This is a genomic window from Pseudomonas sp. USHLN015 (genome assembly GCF_037153275.1).
Classification (GTDB): domain Bacteria; phylum Pseudomonadota; class Gammaproteobacteria; order Pseudomonadales; family Pseudomonadaceae; genus Metapseudomonas; species Metapseudomonas tohonis.
The window spans coordinates 165,068-186,310 of the sequence record NZ_JBBCKP010000002.1 but is presented as its reverse complement, the minus strand read 5'-3'; the positions used below and the strand labels follow the sequence as shown (position 1 = coordinate 186,310).

At 69.5% G+C, this 21,243-nt stretch carries 15 protein-coding genes; 14 read left to right on the top strand and 1 reads right to left on the bottom strand.

Features of this window, described 5'->3' with window-relative positions:
- The first annotated feature begins 68 nt into the window (after positions 1-68).
- Positions 69-743 carry a class I SAM-dependent methyltransferase gene (locus tag WFQ67_RS03880; RefSeq protein ID WP_213625760.1) on the top strand — a complete coding sequence of 225 codons (675 nt, stop codon included), beginning with the start codon at positions 69-71 and terminating at the stop codon, positions 741-743.
- On the opposite strand, the gene WFQ67_RS03875 is transcribed toward WFQ67_RS03880, so the two are convergent.
- Complete coding sequence (locus WFQ67_RS03875) at positions 734-1,912, bottom strand: OpgC family protein (RefSeq protein ID WP_337056225.1); 1,179 nt, start codon at positions 1,910-1,912, stop codon at positions 734-736. The genes WFQ67_RS03880 and WFQ67_RS03875 overlap by 10 nt on opposite strands.
- Before the next feature lie 189 nt (positions 1,913-2,101).
- Here WFQ67_RS03875 and WFQ67_RS03870 point away from each other — a divergent pair, with 189 nt between their 5' ends.
- The 13 genes from WFQ67_RS03870 to WFQ67_RS03810 all read left to right on the top strand — a co-directional run bounded on the left by WFQ67_RS03870 (position 2,102) and on the right by WFQ67_RS03810 (position 21,207).
- Positions 2,102-2,638: a cysteine hydrolase family protein gene (locus WFQ67_RS03870; protein WP_337056224.1), complete on the top strand. Its 537-nt coding sequence runs from the start codon at positions 2,102-2,104 to the stop codon at positions 2,636-2,638.
- Between the two features lie 11 nt (positions 2,639-2,649).
- Entirely contained in the window at positions 2,650-3,471 is an 822-nt protein-coding gene (locus tag WFQ67_RS03865; protein WP_337056223.1) for an aldo/keto reductase, read from the top strand.
- 220 nt (positions 3,472-3,691) lie between these two features.
- Positions 3,692-4,471 carry an efflux RND transporter periplasmic adaptor subunit gene (locus tag WFQ67_RS03860; RefSeq protein WP_213625756.1) on the top strand — a complete coding sequence of 260 codons (780 nt, stop codon included), beginning with the start codon at positions 3,692-3,694 and terminating at the stop codon, positions 4,469-4,471.
- Entirely contained in the window at positions 4,468-5,787 is a 1,320-nt protein-coding gene (locus WFQ67_RS03855) for an efflux RND transporter periplasmic adaptor subunit (protein ID WP_337056222.1), read from the top strand. The genes WFQ67_RS03860 and WFQ67_RS03855 overlap by 4 nt, the downstream gene beginning before the upstream one ends.
- Positions 5,784-7,880: a site-2 protease family protein gene (locus WFQ67_RS03850; protein ID WP_337056399.1), complete on the top strand. Its 2,097-nt coding sequence runs from the start codon at positions 5,784-5,786 to the stop codon at positions 7,878-7,880. Before WFQ67_RS03855 ends, WFQ67_RS03850 begins: the two co-directional genes overlap by 4 nt.
- 22 nt (positions 7,881-7,902) lie before the next feature.
- The gene (locus WFQ67_RS03845; RefSeq protein WP_337056221.1) at positions 7,903-8,703 is read left to right on the top strand and encodes an aspartyl/asparaginyl beta-hydroxylase domain-containing protein; all 801 of its coding nucleotides are present in this window, start codon (positions 7,903-7,905) and stop codon (positions 8,701-8,703) included.
- Positions 8,700-9,668 (top strand): sulfotransferase family protein, encoded by a 969-nt coding sequence (locus tag WFQ67_RS03840; protein WP_337056220.1) that lies wholly within the window; start codon positions 8,700-8,702, stop codon positions 9,666-9,668. The genes WFQ67_RS03845 and WFQ67_RS03840 overlap by 4 nt, the downstream gene beginning before the upstream one ends.
- Positions 9,669-9,811: 143 nt before the next feature.
- Positions 9,812-10,336 carry a GNAT family N-acetyltransferase gene (locus WFQ67_RS03835; RefSeq protein WP_337056219.1) on the top strand — a complete coding sequence of 175 codons (525 nt, stop codon included), beginning with the start codon at positions 9,812-9,814 and terminating at the stop codon, positions 10,334-10,336.
- A 10-nt stretch (positions 10,337-10,346) separates the two neighbouring features.
- Positions 10,347-10,655: a DUF6916 family protein gene (locus WFQ67_RS03830; RefSeq protein ID WP_213625751.1), complete on the top strand. Its 309-nt coding sequence runs from the start codon at positions 10,347-10,349 to the stop codon at positions 10,653-10,655.
- 101 nt (positions 10,656-10,756) lie between these two features.
- A complete protein-coding gene (locus WFQ67_RS03825; RefSeq protein WP_213630647.1) occupies positions 10,757-11,305 on the top strand; it encodes a tail fiber protein in 549 nt (182 codons plus the stop codon).
- A gap of 85 nt (positions 11,306-11,390) precedes the next feature.
- A complete protein-coding gene (locus WFQ67_RS03820; RefSeq protein ID WP_213630646.1) occupies positions 11,391-12,254 on the top strand; it encodes a sulfotransferase family protein in 864 nt (287 codons plus the stop codon).
- Positions 12,255-12,295: 41 nt separating this feature from the next.
- A complete protein-coding gene (locus tag WFQ67_RS03815) occupies positions 12,296-19,654 on the top strand; it encodes an Ig-like domain-containing protein (protein WP_337056218.1) in 7,359 nt (2,452 codons plus the stop codon).
- Positions 19,655-19,704: 50 nt separating this feature from the next.
- Positions 19,705-21,207: a TolC family protein gene (locus WFQ67_RS03810; protein WP_213625749.1), complete on the top strand. Its 1,503-nt coding sequence runs from the start codon at positions 19,705-19,707 to the stop codon at positions 21,205-21,207.
- The last annotated feature ends 36 nt before the right edge of the window (positions 21,208-21,243 follow it).

Genomic DNA, 21,243 nt, shown 5'->3' with positions numbered 1-21,243 from the left:
CTTGTACAAAGCGTAGTAGGTGGGAGCCGGAGAGCGCTCCGAAACGACGGAATACGAGGCGAACAGCCATGTCAGACGATAACCGGCAGCAGATCGAGCGCAGCTGGCGCGCCAACGCCGCCGCCTGGAGCGACGCCGTCCGTGGCGGACGCATCGAGAGTCGCCGCGTGGCGACCGACCGGGCGATGCTCGAGGCGATCGACGCGCGCGCCCCGCAGCGGGTGCTGGACCTGGGTTGCGGCGAGGGCTGGCTGTGCCGCGCGCTGGGCGAGCGGGGCATCGGAGCGCTGGGCGTGGACGCGTCGCCCGCGCTGGTGGAGCTGGCCCGGGCAGCCGGCGGCCGTTTCGAATGCTGGGACTACCAGGGCCTCGCCGAACAGCCCCTGCGCTTCGGCCGCTTCGATGCCGTGGTGTGCAATTTCGCCTTGCTGGACGAGGACCTGCAGCCGCTGCTGGCGGCGATCACCCGGGCCCTGGCGCCCGGCGGCGCCCTGCTGCTGCAGACCGTCCACCCCTGGAGCGCCGCTGGCGAGGAGGGCTATCGCGATGGCTGGCGCCTGGAGACCTTCGCCGCCTTCGAGGGCGCCTTCACCGAGCCGATGCCGTGGTACTTCCGCACCCTGGAATCCTGGCTGGCGTTGCTGGGGCGCAGCGGCCTGGTGCTGGAAGCGCTGCACGAGCCCCGCCACCCCGGCAGCGGCCTGCCGCTGTCGCTGCTGTTGATCGCCCGGCCTCAGGGCTGAATGCGGTAGAAGGTGCGGGGTACCCCGTGGCCCGGGTTGGCCAGGCGCACCGGCGTGGCCTTCGGCGGCTTGCGTTGGTTGAGGCGGTTGCTCAGGTCCAGCCAGGCCGCAAGGGCCGACATCAGCAGCACCCCGGCGCAGGCCAGGGCCACCTGGCCCACCGCATCGAGCGCGTAGAGCGTGGCGATGGCATCGGCCAGCGGCGCCAGCAGCACGCTGAGGCAGAACACTTCCAGCGAATGCATGCCCATGCGGCACACCTCGCGGGCCGGCCAGCGGGTCAGCCAGTCCGTGCGCGGCAGCAGCACGGCCACGCAGTGGGCGAGGGCGAGGAAATGCAGCAGGCGCAGGGGCGAGAGATCGGTCTTGTCCAGCGGATAGAGCACATCGCCCAGCCACTTCGGCATCCAGGCGTCATGCAGGCCCGGCGCTTTCCAGCTGAGGGCGACCACGGCGCTGAACACCAGGTAGCCGGCGGCGGCGAAGAACAGCGGCGACTTCCAGGTGGCCGGCGGCGCATCGGCTGGGCGGGCCTGGGCATGGCGCGCGGCGACGCCGCCGAGCACGAAGAGGAATTGCCAGGCCAGCGGGTTGAAGAACCATTCGCCGCCCGGGTGGGAGCTGAGGTTCCACCAGGGCGCGCACAGGTACAACGCCCCCGAGAGCGCAAGGGCGGCGTAGCTCCAGCGCATCAGCAGCGGCAGGATCAGCGGCAGCCCGGCCAGCAGCACGACGTACAGTGGCAGCGGGTCCATCAGGTTGGGCTTGAAGCGCAGCAGCAGCTCGTCGATCAGTGCCTGTTGCGGGTTGGCGAGGAAGTAGTCCAGGCCCATCTCGTTGATGAAGTTGCGGCTGTCCACGTGGTTGTTGGTGTAGAACACCACGCCCATCAGCACGGCGAGCAGGAAGATGTGGGCGACGTACAGCACCCACACGCGGCGCAGTACGCGCAGGCAGGCCACCGCGTAGCCGTCGCGCAGCAGCAGCTTGCCGTAGGCGAGCACGGCCGCGTAGCCGGCGAGGAAGACGAAGATCTCCGCCGCGTCGCTGAAACCCAAGTTGCGTGGCGTGACCTGCCCTAGAGGGTTGTGCGGGATGTGGTCCCAGAAGATGAACACCAGGGCCAGCCCTCGGAAGAAATCGATACGCAGGTCGCGTCCTGTCTGCATGGCGGCTTACTCGCGGCAAGTCCCGCCCGGAGTGGGCGAGCGGTGGGTCCTGATGGTTCTGACTGCGGCCCCGGAGCGAGTTTCCCCATGCAAGACAAACGGTCGTGGCCGCCCCGACGCACGGCTTTACCGAAGCGGCGGGAAGCCGCACTATCCGCGCGTTTCGATGCATGCTTTCAAGGAGCGGAAATGAGCAAGGCGTTGCTGGTTGTGGATATGCAGGCGGGGTTGTTCCTCACCACCCCCGAGCCCTGGCGTGCCGGGCAGGTGCTGGAGCGGATCAATCGCCTGGCCGACCGCGCACGCAGCGCCGGCGTGCCGGTGATCTACGTGCAGCACGACGGCGAGCCCGGCAGCGAGCTGGAGCCTGGCTGCATCGGATGGCAGCTGCATCCGGGCCTGGAACGAGGCGACAACGACTGGGTGCTGCGCAAGACCGCCTGCGACGCCTTCTTCGAGACCGAGCTGAAATCCACCCTGGACAAGCTCTACGTCACCGATCTTGTGGTGACCGGCTATGCCACCGAATTCTGCGTCGACACCTCCGTCCGCCGTGCCGCCAGCGAGGGCTTCAACGTCATCCTGGCCAGCGATGCGCACACCACCCGCGACCGGCCGCACCAGAGTGCCGAGGCGATAGTCGCCCACCACAACTGGATCTGGAGCGAGTTCGTCCAGCCACGGAACCCGCTGCGCCTGCAGCAGGCCGAAGAGATTCACTTCTGAGGAGAGCCACCATGGGCAGCATCACCTTCCCCGACGGCGCCGCCGTACCCGCCATCGGCCAGGGCACCTGGCACATGGGCGAGCGCCCCGACCAGCGCGCCCGCGAAGTCGCCGGGCTGCGCCTGGGCCTGGAGCTGGGCATGAGCCTGATCGACACCGCCGAGATGTATGCCGAGGGCGGTGCGGAGCAGGTGGTGGGCGAGGCCATCGCGGGGCATCGCGAGCAGGTCTTCCTGGTCAGCAAGGTCTACCCGTGGAACGCCAGCCGCACGGGCGTCGAACAGGCCTGCGAACGCAGCCTCAGGCGCCTGGGCACCGACCGCATCGACCTCTACCTGCTGCACTGGCCGGGCGAGCATCCGCTGGAGGAAACGGTGGAGGGCTTCGAGCGCCTGCGCGAGCAGGGCAAGATCCTGCGCTGGGGCGTCTCCAACTTCGACCTGGCCGACATGCAGGGCCTGCCCGCTGGCTGCGCCGCCAACCAGGTGCTGTACAACCCCGAGTCGCGCGGCATCGAGTTCGACCTGCTGCCCAGCCAGCAACGCCAGCGCATGCCGCTCATGGCCTACTGCCCGGTGGGGCAGGGCGGCAGCCTGCTGCGGGATGCGGCGCTCGTCGAAGTCGCCCGCCGCCACGAGGCCACCCCGGCGCAGGTCGCCCTGGCCTGGGCGTTGCGCCAGGACGGCTTGATCGTCATCCCCAAGGCGGTCGATCCCGTGCACATCCGGCAGAACGCCCGCGCCGGCGAGTTGCGCCTGAGTGCCGACGACCTCGCCCTGATCGACCGCGCCTACCCGGCGCCGACGCGCAAGCAGCGACTGGACATGGTCTGACCCGCTTCGCACCGTAGGTTGGCGCCGGGCGCAGCGAGGCCCAACGGCGCAGGAGCCGGCTTCGGCGCGTTGGGCTTCTGATCTCGGCCCGACCTACGGATGCATTGCGGTGCCTCCGGGTCCTATCCGGCCAATATCCGTAGAAGCGCCCGTCACCTAGATTCCTATTGTCCTACAGCTCCAATAGACTCGCGGGTCTGTGACCCAGGGAAGGATTGTTATGAATCGCATGCTGTGGACGTTGGTCGGACTGATGGGTTTGGCGATGAGCGCGGGTGCTCAGGAGGTGCCGGCGCCGGACCCCCTGCTCGATGCGCCAGCTGCATCCGCCACCCCCGGCAGCGCCGCCCGTGGCGTGTTGCGCGCTCGTGACCAGGCCGTGCTGGCCAGCGAGCTGGCCGGGCGCATCACCGAGATGCCCTATGCCGAAGGCCAGGCCTTCAAGAAGGGCGAGGTGCTGGTGCGCTTCGACTGCGCCGCCTACCAGGCCCAGCTCAATGCCGCCAACGCCGCCACCCGTGCCGCCCGCGAAGAGTTGAAGAACAAGCAGCAGCTGGCCGCGCTCAATTCCGTCGGCCGCTTCGAGGTGGCCCTGGCCGAGGCGCGCCAGGCGCAGTCCCAGGCGGAGGCCCAGGTCTACCAGGTGCAGGTGCAACGCTGCCAGGTGAAGGCGCCCTTCGATGGCCAGGTGGTCTCGCGTCGCGTGCAGCCCCACGAAAGCGTGCCCAGCGGCGCGCCTCTGCTGGAAGTGGTGGACAACCGCACCCTGGAGATCCACCTCTTGGTGCCATCCCGCTGGCTCGGCGCGCTCAAGCCCGGTGAACCCTTCGAATTCGTACCCGACGAGACCGGCAAGGCGCTCAAGGCCACGGTCAAGCGCCTCGGCGCGCGCATCGACGAAGGCAGCCAGACCTTGCTGCTGATCGGTGGCCTGCCCGACGACGCGCCTGGCCTGCTGGCCGGAATGAGCGGCAGCGCGCGCTTCCCGGAGGCGCGATGAACGCACCGGTGCCCGGCTTCGCCGAGCGCGTCTTCGCGGTCTTCCTCGGCCTCCAGGCCCAGGCCCGCAAGGCCGGGACCTCCTCGCAGCTGGCCTTCGCCATGGTCAACGACGGCCAGGGCGTGTTCGGCTACCGCCATGCCGCGCTGCTGATCACCGGCAAGGTCCACGCGCTCACCGGCATCAGCGTGGTGGAACCCAATGCCCCCTTCGTCGCCTTCGTCGAGCGTGCGGCGGCCCAGCGCCTGGCTGCGGGCCAGCTGGGCGAGCCCGGCGTCGTCGACCCCGGCAGCCTGGACGAGAGCAGCCGCGAGGACTGGCAGGCGCTGTCCGCCGCCCACGCCTTCTGGCTGCCGTTGAAGGATCGCCAGGGCGAGGTCTTCGGCGGCCTGTGGATCGCCCGCGACACCCCCTGGAGCGAGGCCGAGCAGGCCCTGCTGGTGCAGCTCGGCGACACCTACGCGCACGCCTGGCTGGCCCTGCAGCCGCGCAAGCCCTGGCGCCTGCGCTGGCCGAAGAAGAAGCTCCTGGCCCTGGCCGGCGCGCTGGCCCTGGTGCTGCTGGTGCCGGTGCGCCAATCGGTGCTGGCGCCCGCCGAAGTGGTGCCCCAGGGCGGCCGCGTGGTGGCCGCGCCGCTGGATGGGGTGATCGCCGAATTCCTCGTCAAACCCAACCAGAGCGTCGCCGCCGGCGACCTGCTGGTGCGCTTCGACGCCACCACCCTCAAGGCCCAGGCCGATGTCGCCGAGCGCGCCCTGGGGGTGGCCGAGGCGGAGCTGAAGGCCAACAGCCAGCGCGCCTTCGCCGATGCCGAATCCAGCGCCCGTATCGACCTGCTGGCCGCCCGCGTGGAACAGAAGCGCGCCGAGCGCGACTACGCCAGGCAGTTGCTCGCCCGCAGTGAAGTCCGCGCCGAGCGCGCCGGCATCGCCGTGTTCGCCGATGCCGAGCGCCTCACCGGCAAGCCGGTGCAGACCGGCGAGCGGCTGATGCAGATCGCCGACCCGGCCCAGGCCGAGCTGCGCATCGAGCTGCCGGTGGGTGACGCCATCGCCCTGCAACCCGGCGCCGAGGTGGCGCTGTTCCTCGACAGCGACCCGCTCAACCGCCACGACGCGCACCTGGAACGTGCCGCCTACGAGGCCCAGGCCACCGCCGCCGGGCAACTGGCCTATCGCCTCGATGCCGCCTTCGCCGATGCCCCGCCCCGCATCGGCCTGCGTGGCACCGCCAAGCTGTTCGGTGACCGCGCTCCGCTGGCCTACTACCTGTTGCGCCGGCCCCTGGCCGCGCTGCGCCAGGGCCTGGGGTTCTGATGCTGCCCGCCCTGCGCTCCGACCTGCAGCTGTCGCCCGCCGCCCCGGATCGTGACGGGGCGCCGCAATGGACCCTGGCCGACCCCCTGCGTGGCCGCTATTTCAAGCTCGGCGCCGCCGCCGTCCGCCTGCTGCGCCATTGGTCGCGGGGGGAGCCCCAGCAAGTGCTGGCGGCCGCCAACGCCGAGCCGGGCGCGCCCCTGGGGGCCGGCGAGCTGGAGCAGATGCTGCGCTTTCTGCGCGGGCACGACCTGATCGCCGCCCTCGACCCGGAGCAGCGCGCCAGCTATGCCCTCAAGGTCGCCAGCACGCGCCACAGCCTGTGGCAGCAGGTGCTGCACCAGTACCTGTTCTTCCGCATCCCGCTGTGGCGGCCGGATCGTTTCCTCAACCGCGCCTGGCCGGTGCTGGAGCGCAACGGCCCCTGGCTGCTGCGACGCGGGCTGCCGGTGATCCTGCTGTTCGGGCTGTTCCTGGTGGCGCGGGACTGGGAGCGCTACCTGGCCACCTTCCCGCACCTGTTCAGCTTCGGGGGTGCCCTGGCCTTCGGCATCGCCCTGACCTTCGCCAAGCTCTGCCACGAGTTCGGCCACGCATTCATGGCCAAGCGCGCCGGCTGCCGGGTGCAGAGCATGGGGCTGGCCTTCATGGTGCTGTTGCCGATGTTCTACACCGACGTCAGTGATGCCTGGCGGGTGCAGGACCGCCGCTCGCGCCTGCTGATCGGCGCCGGCGGGGTGCTGGCCGAACTGGTGCTGGCGGTGCTGGCGCTGCTGGCCTGGTCGCTGCTGCCGGATGGGCCGGCGCGCACTGCGGCCTTCATGCTCTCCAGTGCCACCTGGATCACCACCCTGGCGATCAACCTCAACCCCTTCATGCGCTTCGACGGCTACTTCCTGCTCAGTGACCTGTGGGAGGTGGAGAACCTGCAGAACCGCGCCTTCGCCCTGTGCCGCTGGCGCCTGCGCGAGGCGCTGTTCGGCTACGCCGAACCGGCCCCCGAGCCCTGGCCCGAGGCCATGCGCCGGCGCCTGCTGGTGTGGGGCTACGGGGCCTGGATCTGGCGTGCGGCGCTGTTCTTCGGCATCGCGCTGACGGTGTACCACCTGTTCTTCAAGGTGCTGGGCATCTTCCTGATGCTGGTGGAGCTGGTGTGGTTCATCGGCCTGCCGATCTGGAAGGAGTTCGGCGAGTGGTGGCAACGCCGCGACCAGGCGGACCCGCGCAAGGTGCTGCTCACCGGCTCGGCGCTGGGGCTTGTGTTGCTGGTGCTGCTGGTGCCCTGGCGCAACGCCGTGGACGTGCCGGCCATGCTGGAGGCCGCGCGCACCGGCACCCTGCACGCGCCCATCGGTGCGCGGGTCAAGGCGGTACGGGTGAAGGACGGCGACACGGTGGAGCAGGGCGCCCTGCTGGTGGAGCTGGAGTCCCCTGACCTGGACGCGCGCCAGGGCATCGTCCGCCGCGAGATCGACATCCTCCAGTTGCAGCTGCGACGCCAGGCCGGGCGCAGCGAGACCGCCGCCGAGACCGGGGTGATCGAGCAGCAACTGGCCGAGGCCGTGGCCGAGTACCGCGGCCTGGCCGCCCAGCGCGAGCGCCTGCAGCTGCGTGCGCCCCTGGCCGGCGTGGTGCGCGACCTGCCGCCGGACCTGATAGTGGGTCGCTGGCTGCACAGCGGCGAGACCCTGGCCCGGGTGATCGCCCCCGGGCTGCGCCTGCGCGGCTACCTGGCCGAGGAAAACCTCTGGCGCGTGGAGCCGGGCACCGAGGGCCGTTTCATCGCCGACGACCCGGCGCGGCCGGCCCTGCCGGTGCGCCTGGACGAAGTGGACACCACCGGCGTCGCCTTCCTCGAACTGGAGGCGCTGGCCTCCGACCACCACGGCCAGGTGGCCGTGCGACGCAATGCCCAGCAACGCGCCGAGCCGGTGCAGGCCCAGTACGGCGTGCGCCTCAGCCTGCTGCAGGACCTGCCGCCCCCCGACCAGCCGCTGCGCGGCGTGGTGGTGCTGGAGGGCAGCCGGCAGTCGCTGCTGGGCTTCGCCTGGCGCCGCATGGCGGCGTTGGGTGTCAGGGAAAGCGGTTTCTAGCCCATCTGCCAAGGAAGGTTCCATGGACGTAACCCTGCCGATCTGTTCCCGCCTGCCCTGGCGTTTCGACCTGGCGCCGCTGCTGGCGGCCCTGGAGCGGATCGACCCGGCGACCTGGGTGGCGCATTTCAACACCGCCTACTACCAGGGCGACTGGAGCGGGGTCGACCTGGTGGCGGCGGTGGACGCGCCGATTCCCCTGGCGCCGGGCTTCGGCCCGGTGGCCCGCAGCGCCCTGTGCGCGGCCGATCCGGCCTGGCAGGTGGCAGTCGAGCGGTTCGGCGAGGGCCTGCGCAGTGCGCGCCTGCTGCGCCTGGGCGCCGGCGCCAGCATCCACGAGCATTGCGACCCCGACCTGGGCGCGCCGGAAGGGCCGCTGCGCCTGCATGTGCCGCTTCTCAGCCCGCCGGATGTGGAGTTCCTGGTGGATGGCCGGCAGGTGCCGATGGCGCCTGGGGAATGCTGGTTCATCGACCTGTCCCGCCCGCACCGGGTGGACAACCCCGGCCCGGAGCCGCGCATCCACCTGGTGCTGGATTGCATGATGAACCCACGCTTGCGCCAGGCCATCGCCGAGGGCCTGGCGACCACGCCCGCGCTGCAACCGAGCCGGGGCGTTCGAGCCTTCACCGCGTTCAACGAGCAGGTGCAGCAGCGCCCGGACCTGGCCCATGCGCTGCAACTGATCACCGATCCCACCGACTTCTGTCGCGAGGCGGTGGCCGCCGGCCAGGGCCTCGGGCTGGTATTCGGCGAGGCGGACGTGCGCATGGCCATGCGCCAGGGGCGTCAGGCCTGGAGCCGACAATGGAGCGTGCGATGAACACACTGGATTTCACCGAATGGCTGCCGATCCGCGCCTTCGAGCAGGCCGGCCGCTGGCAGCTGGACTGGGCCTGGTTCGGCACCATGCCCCTGGCCCGGCCCTTCTTCAGCGACGACGTGGACGACGCGCTGCGCCTGCCGTTCAACCTGGCCCTGCGGCGCCAGACCGGCCTGGATGCGCTGTTCGACTGGCAGGCCCGCAGCCCCGGGCTGGAGCCCTCGCTGCTGGTATTCCACACCTCCCGTTGCGGTTCCACCCTGCTGGCGCAAATGTTGCGGGCCCTGCCTGGGCACGTGGTGCTGTCCGAGCCGCCACCGCTGGACGCTCTGCTGCGGGCGCACTACCGCGACTCCACGGCTTCGGGCTGGCAGGCGGATGCGGTGCGTGCCTTGTTCTCGGCCTATGGCCAGCGGCGCCGTGGCGACGAGACCCGGCTGGTGGTGAAGCTGGACGCCTGGAACCTGTTCGAGGCCCGGCTGCTGCGCCAGCTCTACCCCGAGGTGCCGTGCCTGTTCCTCTACCGCGACCCGCTGGAGGTGGTGGTGTCCCAGCGGCGCCAGCCCGGGTTGCATGCGGTACCGGGGCTGCTCGGCCCCTCCGGGCTGGACGGCCTGCCGGGGCGGGAGGCGCTGGCACCTGGCGATTACCTCGCCTGGATGGTCGGGCACCTGCTGGAGGCCGGGCTCGGCCTGTGTTCGGCAGGCGAGGCGGTTGCGTTGAACTATCGCGAGCTGCCCGGCGCCCTCTGGGGCCGCCTGGGCCCGCTGCTGGGCATCGACCCGGCCGCCGTGCCGCGCTTGCAGGCGCTTGCCGGGCACGACGCGAAGCGTCCTGGGCAGGCCTTCAGCGCCGACGGCGAGGCCAAGCGCAACGAGGCGGACGCGGCCACGCGGGCGGCTGTGGAGCGCTGGGCGAGGGCGCCCTTCGAGGCGCTGGAGGCGTTTTCACCTCGCCACTTGTGAATGCCGCTTCACATTCATCGCAGAAACCGCCGAACGGCGATTTTTCGATGGTGGCCAACTGAAATCCTCGTCTATGCTCTGCGCAGGGAAACTGTAACCACAGTTGTAGGCTCTTTCCCCGGGCCAGCAAGGATGCACGTCGTATGTCTTTCCATACCTTGAACCTCCGCTTGGCAACGCTGGCCGATCGCGCCTTCCTGCGGGCGCTGTACGGCACCACCCGTGCCCACGAGATGCAGCACACCCCCTGGGACCAGGCGGGCTGCGAGCGCTTCCTCGACCAGCAGTTCGAGGCCCAGTGCGGCTACTACCTGGCGCATTACGCCGACGCCGAGCAATACGTCATCGAAGAGGCCGGCCAGCCCATAGGCCGGGCCTACCTGCTGTGGACCGACACCCACCTGCAAATCATCGACCTGGCCCTGCTGCCCGAAGCCTGTGGCCGTGGCATAGGCGGCGAGCTGCTAGGCCGCTTTCTCGAACGGGCCGACCGTGAAGGCCTCAGCGCGGGGCTGCACGTGGAGTCCTACAACCCGGCCCAGCATCTCTACAGCCGCCATGGCTTCGAAGTGGTGGGCGAGAACGGTGTGTACCTGAAGTTGCGCCGCGCCCCTCGCCGTCCGCAGGCCGTGGCCGCGCCTGTGCGGCGTCCGGCCGGCCTGTCCTGAGGAATTGCCCATGCATCCGATGCCTTCCTTCGCGCTGCTCGCCGAGACCGTCGGCCAGCCTTTCCACCTCTGGCTGTCGCCGGAGCAGGTGCTGCCCATCGAATTGCTCGCCGTCGAGGAGGGCACCGGCATGACCCCTCGGCACCAGTGCTACCACGCCCATTTCGCCCTGCCCGCCCAATGCAGCCTGCCCCAGGACGTCTACCGCCTGGGCCTGCCGGGTGAGGAGGGCTGGGCGCTGCTGTTGACCCCCGCAATGCCCACCCCGGACGGGCGCCCCGTACTCCAGGCCGTGTTCCACACCGACCGGCCGGCATAACCCATAACAATAAGCACGTAAACGCGGCCGAGCCATTCGGGCGCGCCAAACCAGAGCCAGAGGAGAGTCAACACGTGGATCCTTTCATCGGTGAGATCAAGATGTTCGGTGGCAATTTCGCCCCCCGTGGCTATGCGTTCTGCATGGGGCAGACCATGGCGATTTCGCAGAACACCGCACTGTTTTCCCTGTTGGGCACCGTCTACGGCGGTAACGGCCAGACCACCTACGGCCTGCCGGATCTGCGCGGCCGCTCGCCGGTCGGCCAGTTCCAGGGGCCGGGCCTCTCAATGATCGACCTCGGCGAGGTCGGCGGCACCGAGAGCGTCACCCTGCTCCAGACCCAGATGCCGATGCACACCCACGTCGCCACCGGCACCAGCACGATTTCCGCTGCCGGCACGCCGACCAGCCCGGCACTGGTTCCGAGCGCCACCAACTCCGTACTGGGTGGGTCCGTCGGCGGGTCGGCCTCTGCGGCGGCCATCTGGTCGACCGCGATGGCGAATCCGGTTCCGCTGACCAACCCCAGCACCGTCAACGTGACGGTGCAGGTCGCCGGCGGCAGCCAGCCGGTGGGCATCCGCAACCCCTATCTCGGGATCAACTTCATCATTGCGATGGAAGGGGTCTTCCCCTCCCGCAACTGATGAACCTGCGCCGCCGGTGCCTCGCGGCACCGGCGGCTCCGTGATCGGACAGAGACTCATCGACAGGCAGACGTACACGCAGACCATGGCCCATCCATCACCCACCTATCACTTCATCTCGGGGCTGCCACGCTCGGGGTCCACGCTGCTGGCGGCTCTGCTGCGGCAGAACCCGCGCTTCCACGCCGGCATGACCAGCCCGGTGGGCAGCTTCTTCTCGGCCCTGCTCAAGCAGTTCGGCGCCGACAGCGAGTTCGGCCCGGTGGTGACCCAGGAGCAGCGCAAGCGCCTGCTCGCCGGCCTGTTCAGCAGCTACTACGCGGACCAGGCCGGGCGGGACGTGATCTTCGACACCAACCGCCATTGGTGCGCCCGCCTGCCGGCCCTGCTGGACCTGTTCCCCCAGGCCAAGGTGATCGCCTGCGTGCGCAACGTCGCCTGGGTGATGGACAGCATCGAGCGGCTCTACCGCGCCAACCCGTACGAGATCACCAAGCTGTTCAACGACGACAACGAGCGCAACACCGTCTACAGCCGGGTCGAGACCCTGGCCCAGCGCAACCGCCTGGTGGGCCTGCCCTGGTCGGCGCTCAAGGATGCCTATTACGGCGAGCACGCCCGCTCCCTGCTGCTGGTGGACTACGACCTGCTGGTGGCCACGCCCGAGCGGGTGCTGCGGCTGGTCTACGAGTTCCTCGGCGAACCCTGGTTCGAGCACGACTTCGAGCATGTCGAGTACGACGCCCCGGAGTTCGACCAGGCCCTGGGCCTGCGCGGCCTGCACAAGGTGCGGCCCAAGGTCGAAGTGGCGGCGCGGCGCACCCTGCTGCCGCCGGACCTGTTCGAGCAGTACGCGCAACTGGATTTCTGGAAGGACTCGCGCAACAGCGAGGCCCATGTGATCAGGACCACCCGGGATGCCCGGGCCCTGGAACAAGAACGCAACTGAGCACCCGCCGAGGCGGGCGCCGGAACGAGGAGGTAGAGGTCATGGGCTGGGGTCATTCGAAGAAGGCAGGTCGCAACGGCAAGGCCAAGGGTGCGGAGGCTGCGCCCCTGGCGTGCCCGCTGCCGCTGATCAGTGCGCTGGAGCCGCGCATGATGTTCGACGGCGCGGTGGCCGCGACGGTTGCCGATACCGCCGCCTCGGCGGCGACCTCCGCCCCCACGGCGGCCGACGCGGCCCATGACACCGGCGCCAGCGACAGCAGCCATGCCGGCACTGCCGACAACAGCCACGGCACCCAGGACCTGCAGGCCAGCCCGGTGACCGACGGGCAGAACGGCGTGCGCAAGGAAATCGTCTTCGTCGACACCCGCGCGCCGAACTACCAGGAGCTGCTCAAGGCCGTCTCGCCCAATGCCGAGGTGGTGTTGCTGTCCACCAACAAGGACGGGGTGCAGCAGATTGCCGACGCCCTGGCCGGCCGCACCGGCATCGACGCCATCCACATCATTTCCCACGGCGATTCCGGGGTGCTGCTGCTGGGCAACGGCCCGCTGTTCGAAGGCAACCTCGGGCAATACGCCACCCAGCTTTCCACCATCGGCAAGGCGCTGACCGCCGAGGGCGACATCCTCCTCTACGGCTGCGAAGTGGGGGCAGGCAGCGAAGGCCACGCCTTCGTCTCGAAACTGGCCGACATGACCGGGGCGGACATCGCCGCTTCCGACGACAACACAGGCGGCAGCGTCAAGGGCGGTGACTGGGACCTGGAGATCGCCACCGGCCAGATCGCGGCCAGCAGTGCCCTGAACCTGTCGCGCCTGGGCGGGTACGACCACCTGCTGGTGACCACGGCGGTGAACAACATCGCCGACCTGAATAACGCCATCGCCACGGGCGTTGCCGACAACGTCGACGATGTGATCACCCTCACCGGCAACATCACCTTTACCGGCTTCAACGACACCATTTCCATCCATGTCACCGACGGCCACACCCTGCAGATCGTTGGCGGTGGCTTCACCATCGACGGGGCCAACAAGGCTCGGATTCTTGACGTGAACACCAGCGGCGCCAACTCCAAGGTCGCGCTGGACAACATCACCATCCGCAATGGCCTGGTCGTCGGCAACGGTGGCAACGAGAGCTCGGCCGCACCCGACAGCGTGGGGGCCGGTATCTACAACGCGGGTGTACTGACCATCACCAACAGCACCATTACCGGCAACAAGGCGTCCGGTGGCGGGGGTGGTGGTGGCGACTCCGGTGGCTACTACGGCGGCGGTGGTGGTGGCGGCGGTGGTTTCGGGACGACACCCGGCGGCTCCGGCGGTACCAGTGCTGGCGCCGGCGTCTCGCCCACGCCCGCTTCCGGCATCAGCGGGGGCAATGGCGCGGGCGGTACCAGCTCCTTCGGGGGACGTGGCGGCGGTGCGGCTGGCGGCGCTGGGGGCAGCTACAGCGGTGATGGCAACAACACCCTCGGCTACACCGCAGGGGGTGGGGGTGGGTCGGCCAACAACGGCAGCACCAGCATTGGCGGCGGTGGTGGCGGCGGCGGTGTTGCCGCCGTCGGCGGCAAGGGGGGCGCCGCCGCGGGGGGCATCTACAACGCCAGCAGCGGCATCCTGACCATCGTCAACAGCAGCGTGACCAACAACCTGGGGGCTGGTGGCGGCGGCGGTGGCGGTGTCTCCAGCGACGCAGCCACGGGGCCTGGCAACCGGGTGGGCAATGGGGGAGCGGGCGGTGCCGGGGTCGGTGCCATCTGGAACGCCGGCGGTACCGTGCGCATGGACAACACCAGCTTCACGAGCCTCTCAACCGGCAACGTCGGCGCGGGTGGCCTGGGTGGCAAGGCGGCCGGCGGCGCGAACGTCAACGGTGCCAACGGCGCGTCCACCTCGACCATCTACACCACCAATGGCGGCACCACCGATACCAACTACAACCCCAACGCCGCGCCGACCCTCGGCAACCTCAACGGCGACAGCGTCGCCTGGGGCGGTGCGGGCAATACCGTGCGCCTTGATGTGGGCGGCAACGCAAGCCTGGCCGATGCCGAGCTGGGCGCGCTGAACGGGGGCAACGGCGACTGGTCCGGTGCCAGCCTGGTGATTCAGCGCAACGGCACGGCGGTGGGCACCGACTTACTTGGCTTCGACACCGCAGGTGCGCTGTTCACCGTCAGCGGCAGCAACCTGCAGTCGGGCGGGCTGACATTCGCCACCTTCACCAACACCGGCGGCGTGCTGACCATCACCTTCACCAGCAGCGGCACGGCGGCGACCACCGCGCTGGTCAACGACGTGGCGCATCGCATCACCTACAGCAACGACACGCCGGCCGGCGACGCCAACGTCAAGGTCACCCTCAACGACGGTGCCGGCGCCAGCGCCACGGCCAACGTCACGGTGGCCACTGACCTCATCTATGTCACCAATACCAGCGACACCGCGACCATCGACGCCAGCAACGGTACGAGCTTCAGCGAGGCCGTCGCCATCGCCGCGGCCGACAGCACCGGCACCCAGACCATCGTCTTCGCCAGCAACCTGGCCGGCCAGACGCTGAACCTCAACGCCGTGTCGATCAACGAAAGCCTGACCCTCGACATGGACCAGGCCAGCGGCCTGATCCTCACCGGCGGCACCATCACCCTGGGCGGCGGCACCACCCAGACCTTCACCCATGGTGCGGGCGACACCGCCACCATCAGCAGCGTCATCGCCGGCAGCGGCGCCCTGACCAAGGCCGGGGCGGGCAATCTGACCCTCTCCGGTCCCGGCAATACCTTCAGCGGCGCCACCACCATCAGCGCGGGCACCCTGACGGTCAGTGGCGGCGATGCGATCTCCACCAACAGCAGCGTGTCCGTCGCCGCAGGCGCCACCCTGGCCCTGGCCGGCAACGAGGCGATCGGCAACCTCTCCGGCGCCGGCTCGGTGACGCTCGGCAGTTTCAGTCTCACCAGCACCCAGACGGCGGACACCACCTTCTCCGGCGCCATCAGCGGCACCGGTGGGGTCACCTTCACCCAGGGCAGTTCCGCCACCTACTCGACCACGCTTTCCGGCACCAACACCTACACCGGTGCCACCCTGCTGGCCAACTACGGCTGGCTGAAGCTCAGTGGCGACGCCTCCATGGCCGACAACAACGTCGTGCGGGTCAACGGCAACAGCGTCCTGACGCTGCTCTCGAACCAGACCATCGGCAGCCTGGCGAGCAACAACGTCAGCGCCAGCATCCAGCTGGGCAGCTACACCCTCACCGCCGGGGGGGACAACACCTCCACCACCGTCGCCGGGGTGATCTCCGGCACCGGCTCGCTGGTCAAGCAGGGCAGCGGCATCCTGACCCTGTCCGGCAGCAACAGCTATGGCGGCACCACCACCGTCTCCGGCGGCACCCTGTCGATTGCCGGTGACGGCAACCTGGGCAGCGGCGCGGTCAACCTGGCGGATGGCACCGTGCTCGATGTCTCGGGCGCCAGCACCATCGACAACGCCATCGTCCTGACCGGCAACAGCAGCATCGGCAACAGCAGCGCCGTCACCCTCAGCGGCGCCATCAGCGGTGCCTACGACCTGACGAAGACCGGCAGCGGCAACCTGACCCTGTCCGGCAGCAACAGCTACGGCGCCACCTACGTGAATGCCGGCACCCTGAGCGTGAGCAGCGACGGCAGCCTGGGCTCGGGCGCGGTCAACCTGGCCGCCGGCACCACCCTGGCCCTCATCGGTGCCACCACCGTCGACAACGCCATCGTTCTCGGCGGCGATGCCGCGGTCAGCGCAGCGGCCAACGCCACCCTGTCCGGGGTGATCAGCGGTGCCTTCACCCTGACCAAGGCCGGGGCTTCGACCCTGACCCTCTCCGGCACCAACACCTACGGCGCCACCACGGTCAGTGCCGGCACCCTCAGCGTGGCCAGCGACGCCAACCTGGGCAGCGGCACCCTGACCCTGGCCAGCGGCTCGACCCTGGCGGTCACCAGCGCCGGGACCATCGACAACGCCATCGCCCTCAGCGGCAACGCCACGGTGGACGCCGCCGCCGACACCACGCTCTCCGGCGTCATCAGCGGCAGCAACAATCTGCGCAAGATCGGCAGCGCCGTGCTGACCCTCACCGGCAGCAATACCTACAGCGGCAGCACCACCGTCAGCGCTGGCACCTTGAGCATCGCCGCCGACGCCAACCTGGGCAGCGGCGCCCTCAACCTGGCCAACGGCACCACCCTGCAGATCACCGGCAACACCACCATCGACAACGCCCTGGCGCTGACCGGCCTGGTCACCGTCAATGCCGGCGCCGCGGCCACCCTGTCCGGCGTCATCGGCGGCCCCGGCAGCCTGACCAAGACCGGCGCCAGCAACCTGACTCTCTCCGGCAGCAACACCAACAGCGGGGCCACCACCGTGGCGGCGGGCACCCTGGTGGTCAACGGCAGCACCAACAGCGCCACCACCGTGGCCAGCGGCGCGACCCTGGCGGGCGGCGGCACCCTGGGTGGCGATGTCACCGTGCAGAGCGGCGGCACCCTCTCCCCGGGCAACGGCGGCGCCGGCACCCTGACGGTCAACGGCAACCTGACCCTGGCCTCGGGCAGCACCCTGGCCTTGGACATCAACGGCACCACCGCCGGCACCGGCTACGACCGGGTGGTGGTCAACGGCACCGTCGACGTCTCCGGTGCCACCCTGGCGGTCACCCACGGCTACGCGGCCGGCAGCGGCGACAGCTACACGGTGATCGTCAACGACGCCGCCGATGCCGTGACCGGCACCTTCAGCGGCGTCAGCGAGGGCGGCAAGTTCAACGCGGCAGGCAATGGCACCGAGCTGACCACCAGCTACATCGGCGGCAGCGGCAACGACCTGAGCCTGACCGCTCCCATCGCGCCGACCGTCACCAGCGTCTCGTCCAGCACCGCCAACGGCACCTACAAGATCGGTGACGTCATCACCGTCACCGTGCGCTTCGACAACGCGGTGAACGTGACCGGCACCCCGACACTGACCCTGGAGACCGGCACCACCGACCGGGTGCTCAACTACCTTTCCGGCTCGGGCACCGACACCCTGACCTTCAGCTACACCGTGCAGGCCGGCGACAGTTCCGCCGACCTCGACTATGCCTCCACATCGGCCCTGAGCCTGAATGGCGGCACCATCCAGGACGGCGCCAACCAGAACGCCATCCTCACCCTGCCAACCCCCGGTGCCGCCGGCTCCCTGGGCGCCAACAAGGCCCTGGTGGTGGACGGCGTGCGCCCGGCAGCCACCAGCATCACCCTCAGCGACACGGCCCTGCGCATCGGCGAGACCGCCACCGTCACCATCACCTTCGCAGAGCGGGTGGTGGGCCTGGACACGGCGGACTTCGCAGTGTCCGGCGGCTCACTCTCGGGTCTGAACAGTGCCGACGGCGGTCTCACCTGGACCGCCACCTTCACCCCGGGCGCCAACGTCAGCGACGCCACCAACATCATCACCCTGAACAACTCCGGGGTGATGGACCTGGCGGGCAACGTCGGCAGCGGCACCACCGACTCGGGCAACTACGCCATCGACACCCAGCGCCCGACCGCCACCGTCGTGGTCACCGACACGGCGCTGAAGGCCGGCCAGACCACCACGGTCACCATCACCTTCAACGAGGCGGTGAGCGGGCTGACCACGGCGGACTTCAGCGTGGACAACGGCAGCCTGAGCGGTCTCAGCTCCAGCGACGGCGGCATCACCTGGACCGCTACCCTGACGCCCGGCAACAACGTCAGCGACACCAGCAACCTGATCACCCTGGACAACACCGGCTACACCGATGCCGCCGGCAACGCCGGCAGCGGCAGCACCGACTCCAACAACTACGCCATCGACAGCCAGCGCCCGACGGCGACCATCGTGGTCACCGACACCGCGCTGAAGGCGGGGCAGGGCACCACTGTCACCATCACCTTCAGCGAGGCGGTGAGCGGGCTGACCACGGCGGACTTCAGCGTGGCCAACGGCGCGCTGAGCAACCTCAGCAGCAGCGATGGCGGCCTGACCTGGACCGCGACCCTGACGCCCAGCGCCAACGTCACCGACCCGACCAACCTGATCACCCTGGACAACACCGGCTACACCGATGCCGCGGGCAACACCGGCACCGGCACCACCGACTCCAACAACTACGCCATCGACAGCCGCGCCCCGACCGTCACCTCCGTCGGCGTGCCGGCCGACGGCACCTACCTGACCGGCAACACCCTCGACTTCACGGTGAACTTCGACGAAGCCGTGATCGTCGACACCACCGGCGGCACGCCGCGCCTGGCCATCACCCTGGACACCGGCGGCACCGTCTATGCCGACTACGTCAGCGGCTCGGGCGGCGTCGCCCTAGTGTTCCGCCTGACGGTCGCCAGCGGCCAGGCCGATGCCAACGGGATCAGCGTCGGCGGCGCGATCGACGCCCACGGCGGCACCCTGCGCGATGCCGCCGGCAACGACGTGACCACCACCCTCAACAGCGTCGGCGACACCAGCGCCGTGCTGGTGGATGCGGTACCGCCACGGGTCACCAATATCGCCCTGGACGGCACCTCGCCCACCACCAACAGCTCGGTGAGCTTCACCGTCACCTTCAGCGAAGACGTCACCGGGGTGGACCTGAACGACTTCGCCCTGCTCACCGGCGGCAGCGCCAGCGGCACCCTGCAATCGCTGGTGCAACTGAGCGGCAACACCTATCGCATCACCGTCAGCGGCGTCACCGGCCAGGGCAGCCTGGGCCTGTCATTGCAGGCAGCAGGTGCCGGCATCACCGACGTCCCGGGCAGCGCGATGGTCGACTCCTACTCCACCATCGGCTACCAGATCGGCTCGCTGGACAACGGCGATCCGGAGTTCCGCGCCAACCCGCCGGTGACCACGCCGATCGACACTTCGGCGCCGCTGCAGCCCACCGTGCCCAGCGCGCCGCCGCCCTCGACCACCACCTCGCCGCTGCTGCCGCCGCCGCTCTTCGAGCAACCGACCCTCGGCAGTGGCATTCCCACCGTGGGCAACATCTTCATCAACAACGGCGCCCTGGCGCCCAGCTTCATCGCCCAGGTGTTCGCCAGCAGCGACAGCGGTGGCGATGGCGGTGGTGCGGGCTTCCTCGGCTTCGGTGGCGGGGATGGCGGCGTGTTCGGCGCCAGCACCTTCTCCGGCCTGTTCAGCAAGGACAAGCCGCAGGAAAGCAACGAGAAGATCTTCGACAAGCAACGCGGCAACGGGCAGGGCGGACGCAGCTTCGGCGCGCCCACCCTCGGCCAGCAGCTGCATGAGATGAAGGAAGCCGAGCAGCGCCAGGTGCGCCAGCTGGCACAGGCCCTGGGCCAGGTCGCGGGGGCGGCAGCCCAGGGTTGAACCGAGTCAGGGAAATCCAATTACCAGCCGTACCAGGGGGCGGCACAAGGATGACCAACCACAACAAGTACAAGGTATTCGCCGCCAGCCTGCTGGCATTGGCAATCAGCGGCTGCGCCGTGACGACGCAGCCCATCGACAAGAGCGTGAGCGAGGAGCGCGCCCGCACCGACCTGCAGGCCATGTTCAAGGGCCAGGAACCCTTGTCCGGCCCGCTGACCCTGCACCAGGCCATGGCCCGCGCCGTGAAGTACAACCTCGAGGCGCGCCTGAAGGTGATGGAGCAGGCCATGGCCGAGCGTCAGATCGACCTGGCCAGCTTCGACATGCTGCCGCGCATGGCGCTGTCCGCCGGCTATGCGGGGCGCAACAACGTCAGCGCCTCCAGCAGCCAGAGCATCGAGACCGGTACCCAGTCGCTGGAACCCTCGACCTCCCAGGACCGCGACCGTGGCGTGGCGGACCTGACCATGGTGTGGAACGTGCTCGACTTCGGCGTCAGCTACATGAGCGCCAAGCAGCAGGCCGACCAGCGCCTGATCGTCGAAGAGCGCCGCCGCAAGGTCATCCACACCATCACCCAGGACGTGCGCTCCGCCTACTGGCGCGCCGTGGCCGCCGAACGCCTGCTCAAGCAGATCGACAGCCTGATGAGCCGCGTCGACAAGGCCCGTACCGACAGCCGCGACATGAGCCGCCAGCGCATCGGCGACACCGTGCAGGTGCTCAGCTACCAGCGCGCGCTGATCGAGGCCACCCGCCAGCTGGAAGAGCAGCGCCGCGCCCTGACCCTGGCCAAGACCGAGCTGGCCGCGCTGATCAACCTGCCGTTGAACACCGACTACCAGCTCGCCTCCTCCGATACCTACAACGTGCCCGAGCTCAAGGTCGATTTCACCCAACTGGAGCAGCAGGCCCTGGCCAGCCGCCCCGAGCTGCGCGAGCAGGACTACCAGGCGCGCATCAGCGCTGCCGAAACCCGCAAGGCCATGCTGCGCCTGCTGCCCGGCCTGGAGTTCTCCGCCGGCGGCCACTACGACAGCAACAGCTTCCTGGTGAACCAGAGCTGGGCCGACTACGGCGTGAAGGTGACCTGGAACCTGTTCAACGTGCTCTCGGCGCCGGCGGCCATCGACGTCGCCAAGGCCGGCGAGAACGTGGCGGCAGCCCGTCGCCAGGCGATGTCCATGGCGGTGCTGGCCCAGCTGTACGTGGCCAACGCCAACTTCCACGAGGCCCAGCGCCAGTTCCAGACCAGCCAGCAACTGGCCGACCTGGACGGGCAGATCGCCGAGCAACTGCGCAATCGCTACAGCACCCAGAGCATCGGCGAGTTGGAGCTGATCCAGGGCGAGCTCAACACCCTGCAGGCGCAGCTCAAGCGCGACCTGTCCTATGCCGACCTGCGCAACGCCTACAGCCAGCTGTTCATCAGCGCCGGTGTCGACCCGCTGCCGGACGCGCTGCCGGACGCCAACCTGTCGACCATCGCCGGGGCGCTGGCCAACAGCGAATCGCGTTGGGAAAGCGGCGATATCGGCACCGCGAAGTAACGCGCGGTTCGCTGGGAAAAGGGGCTTCGGCCCCTT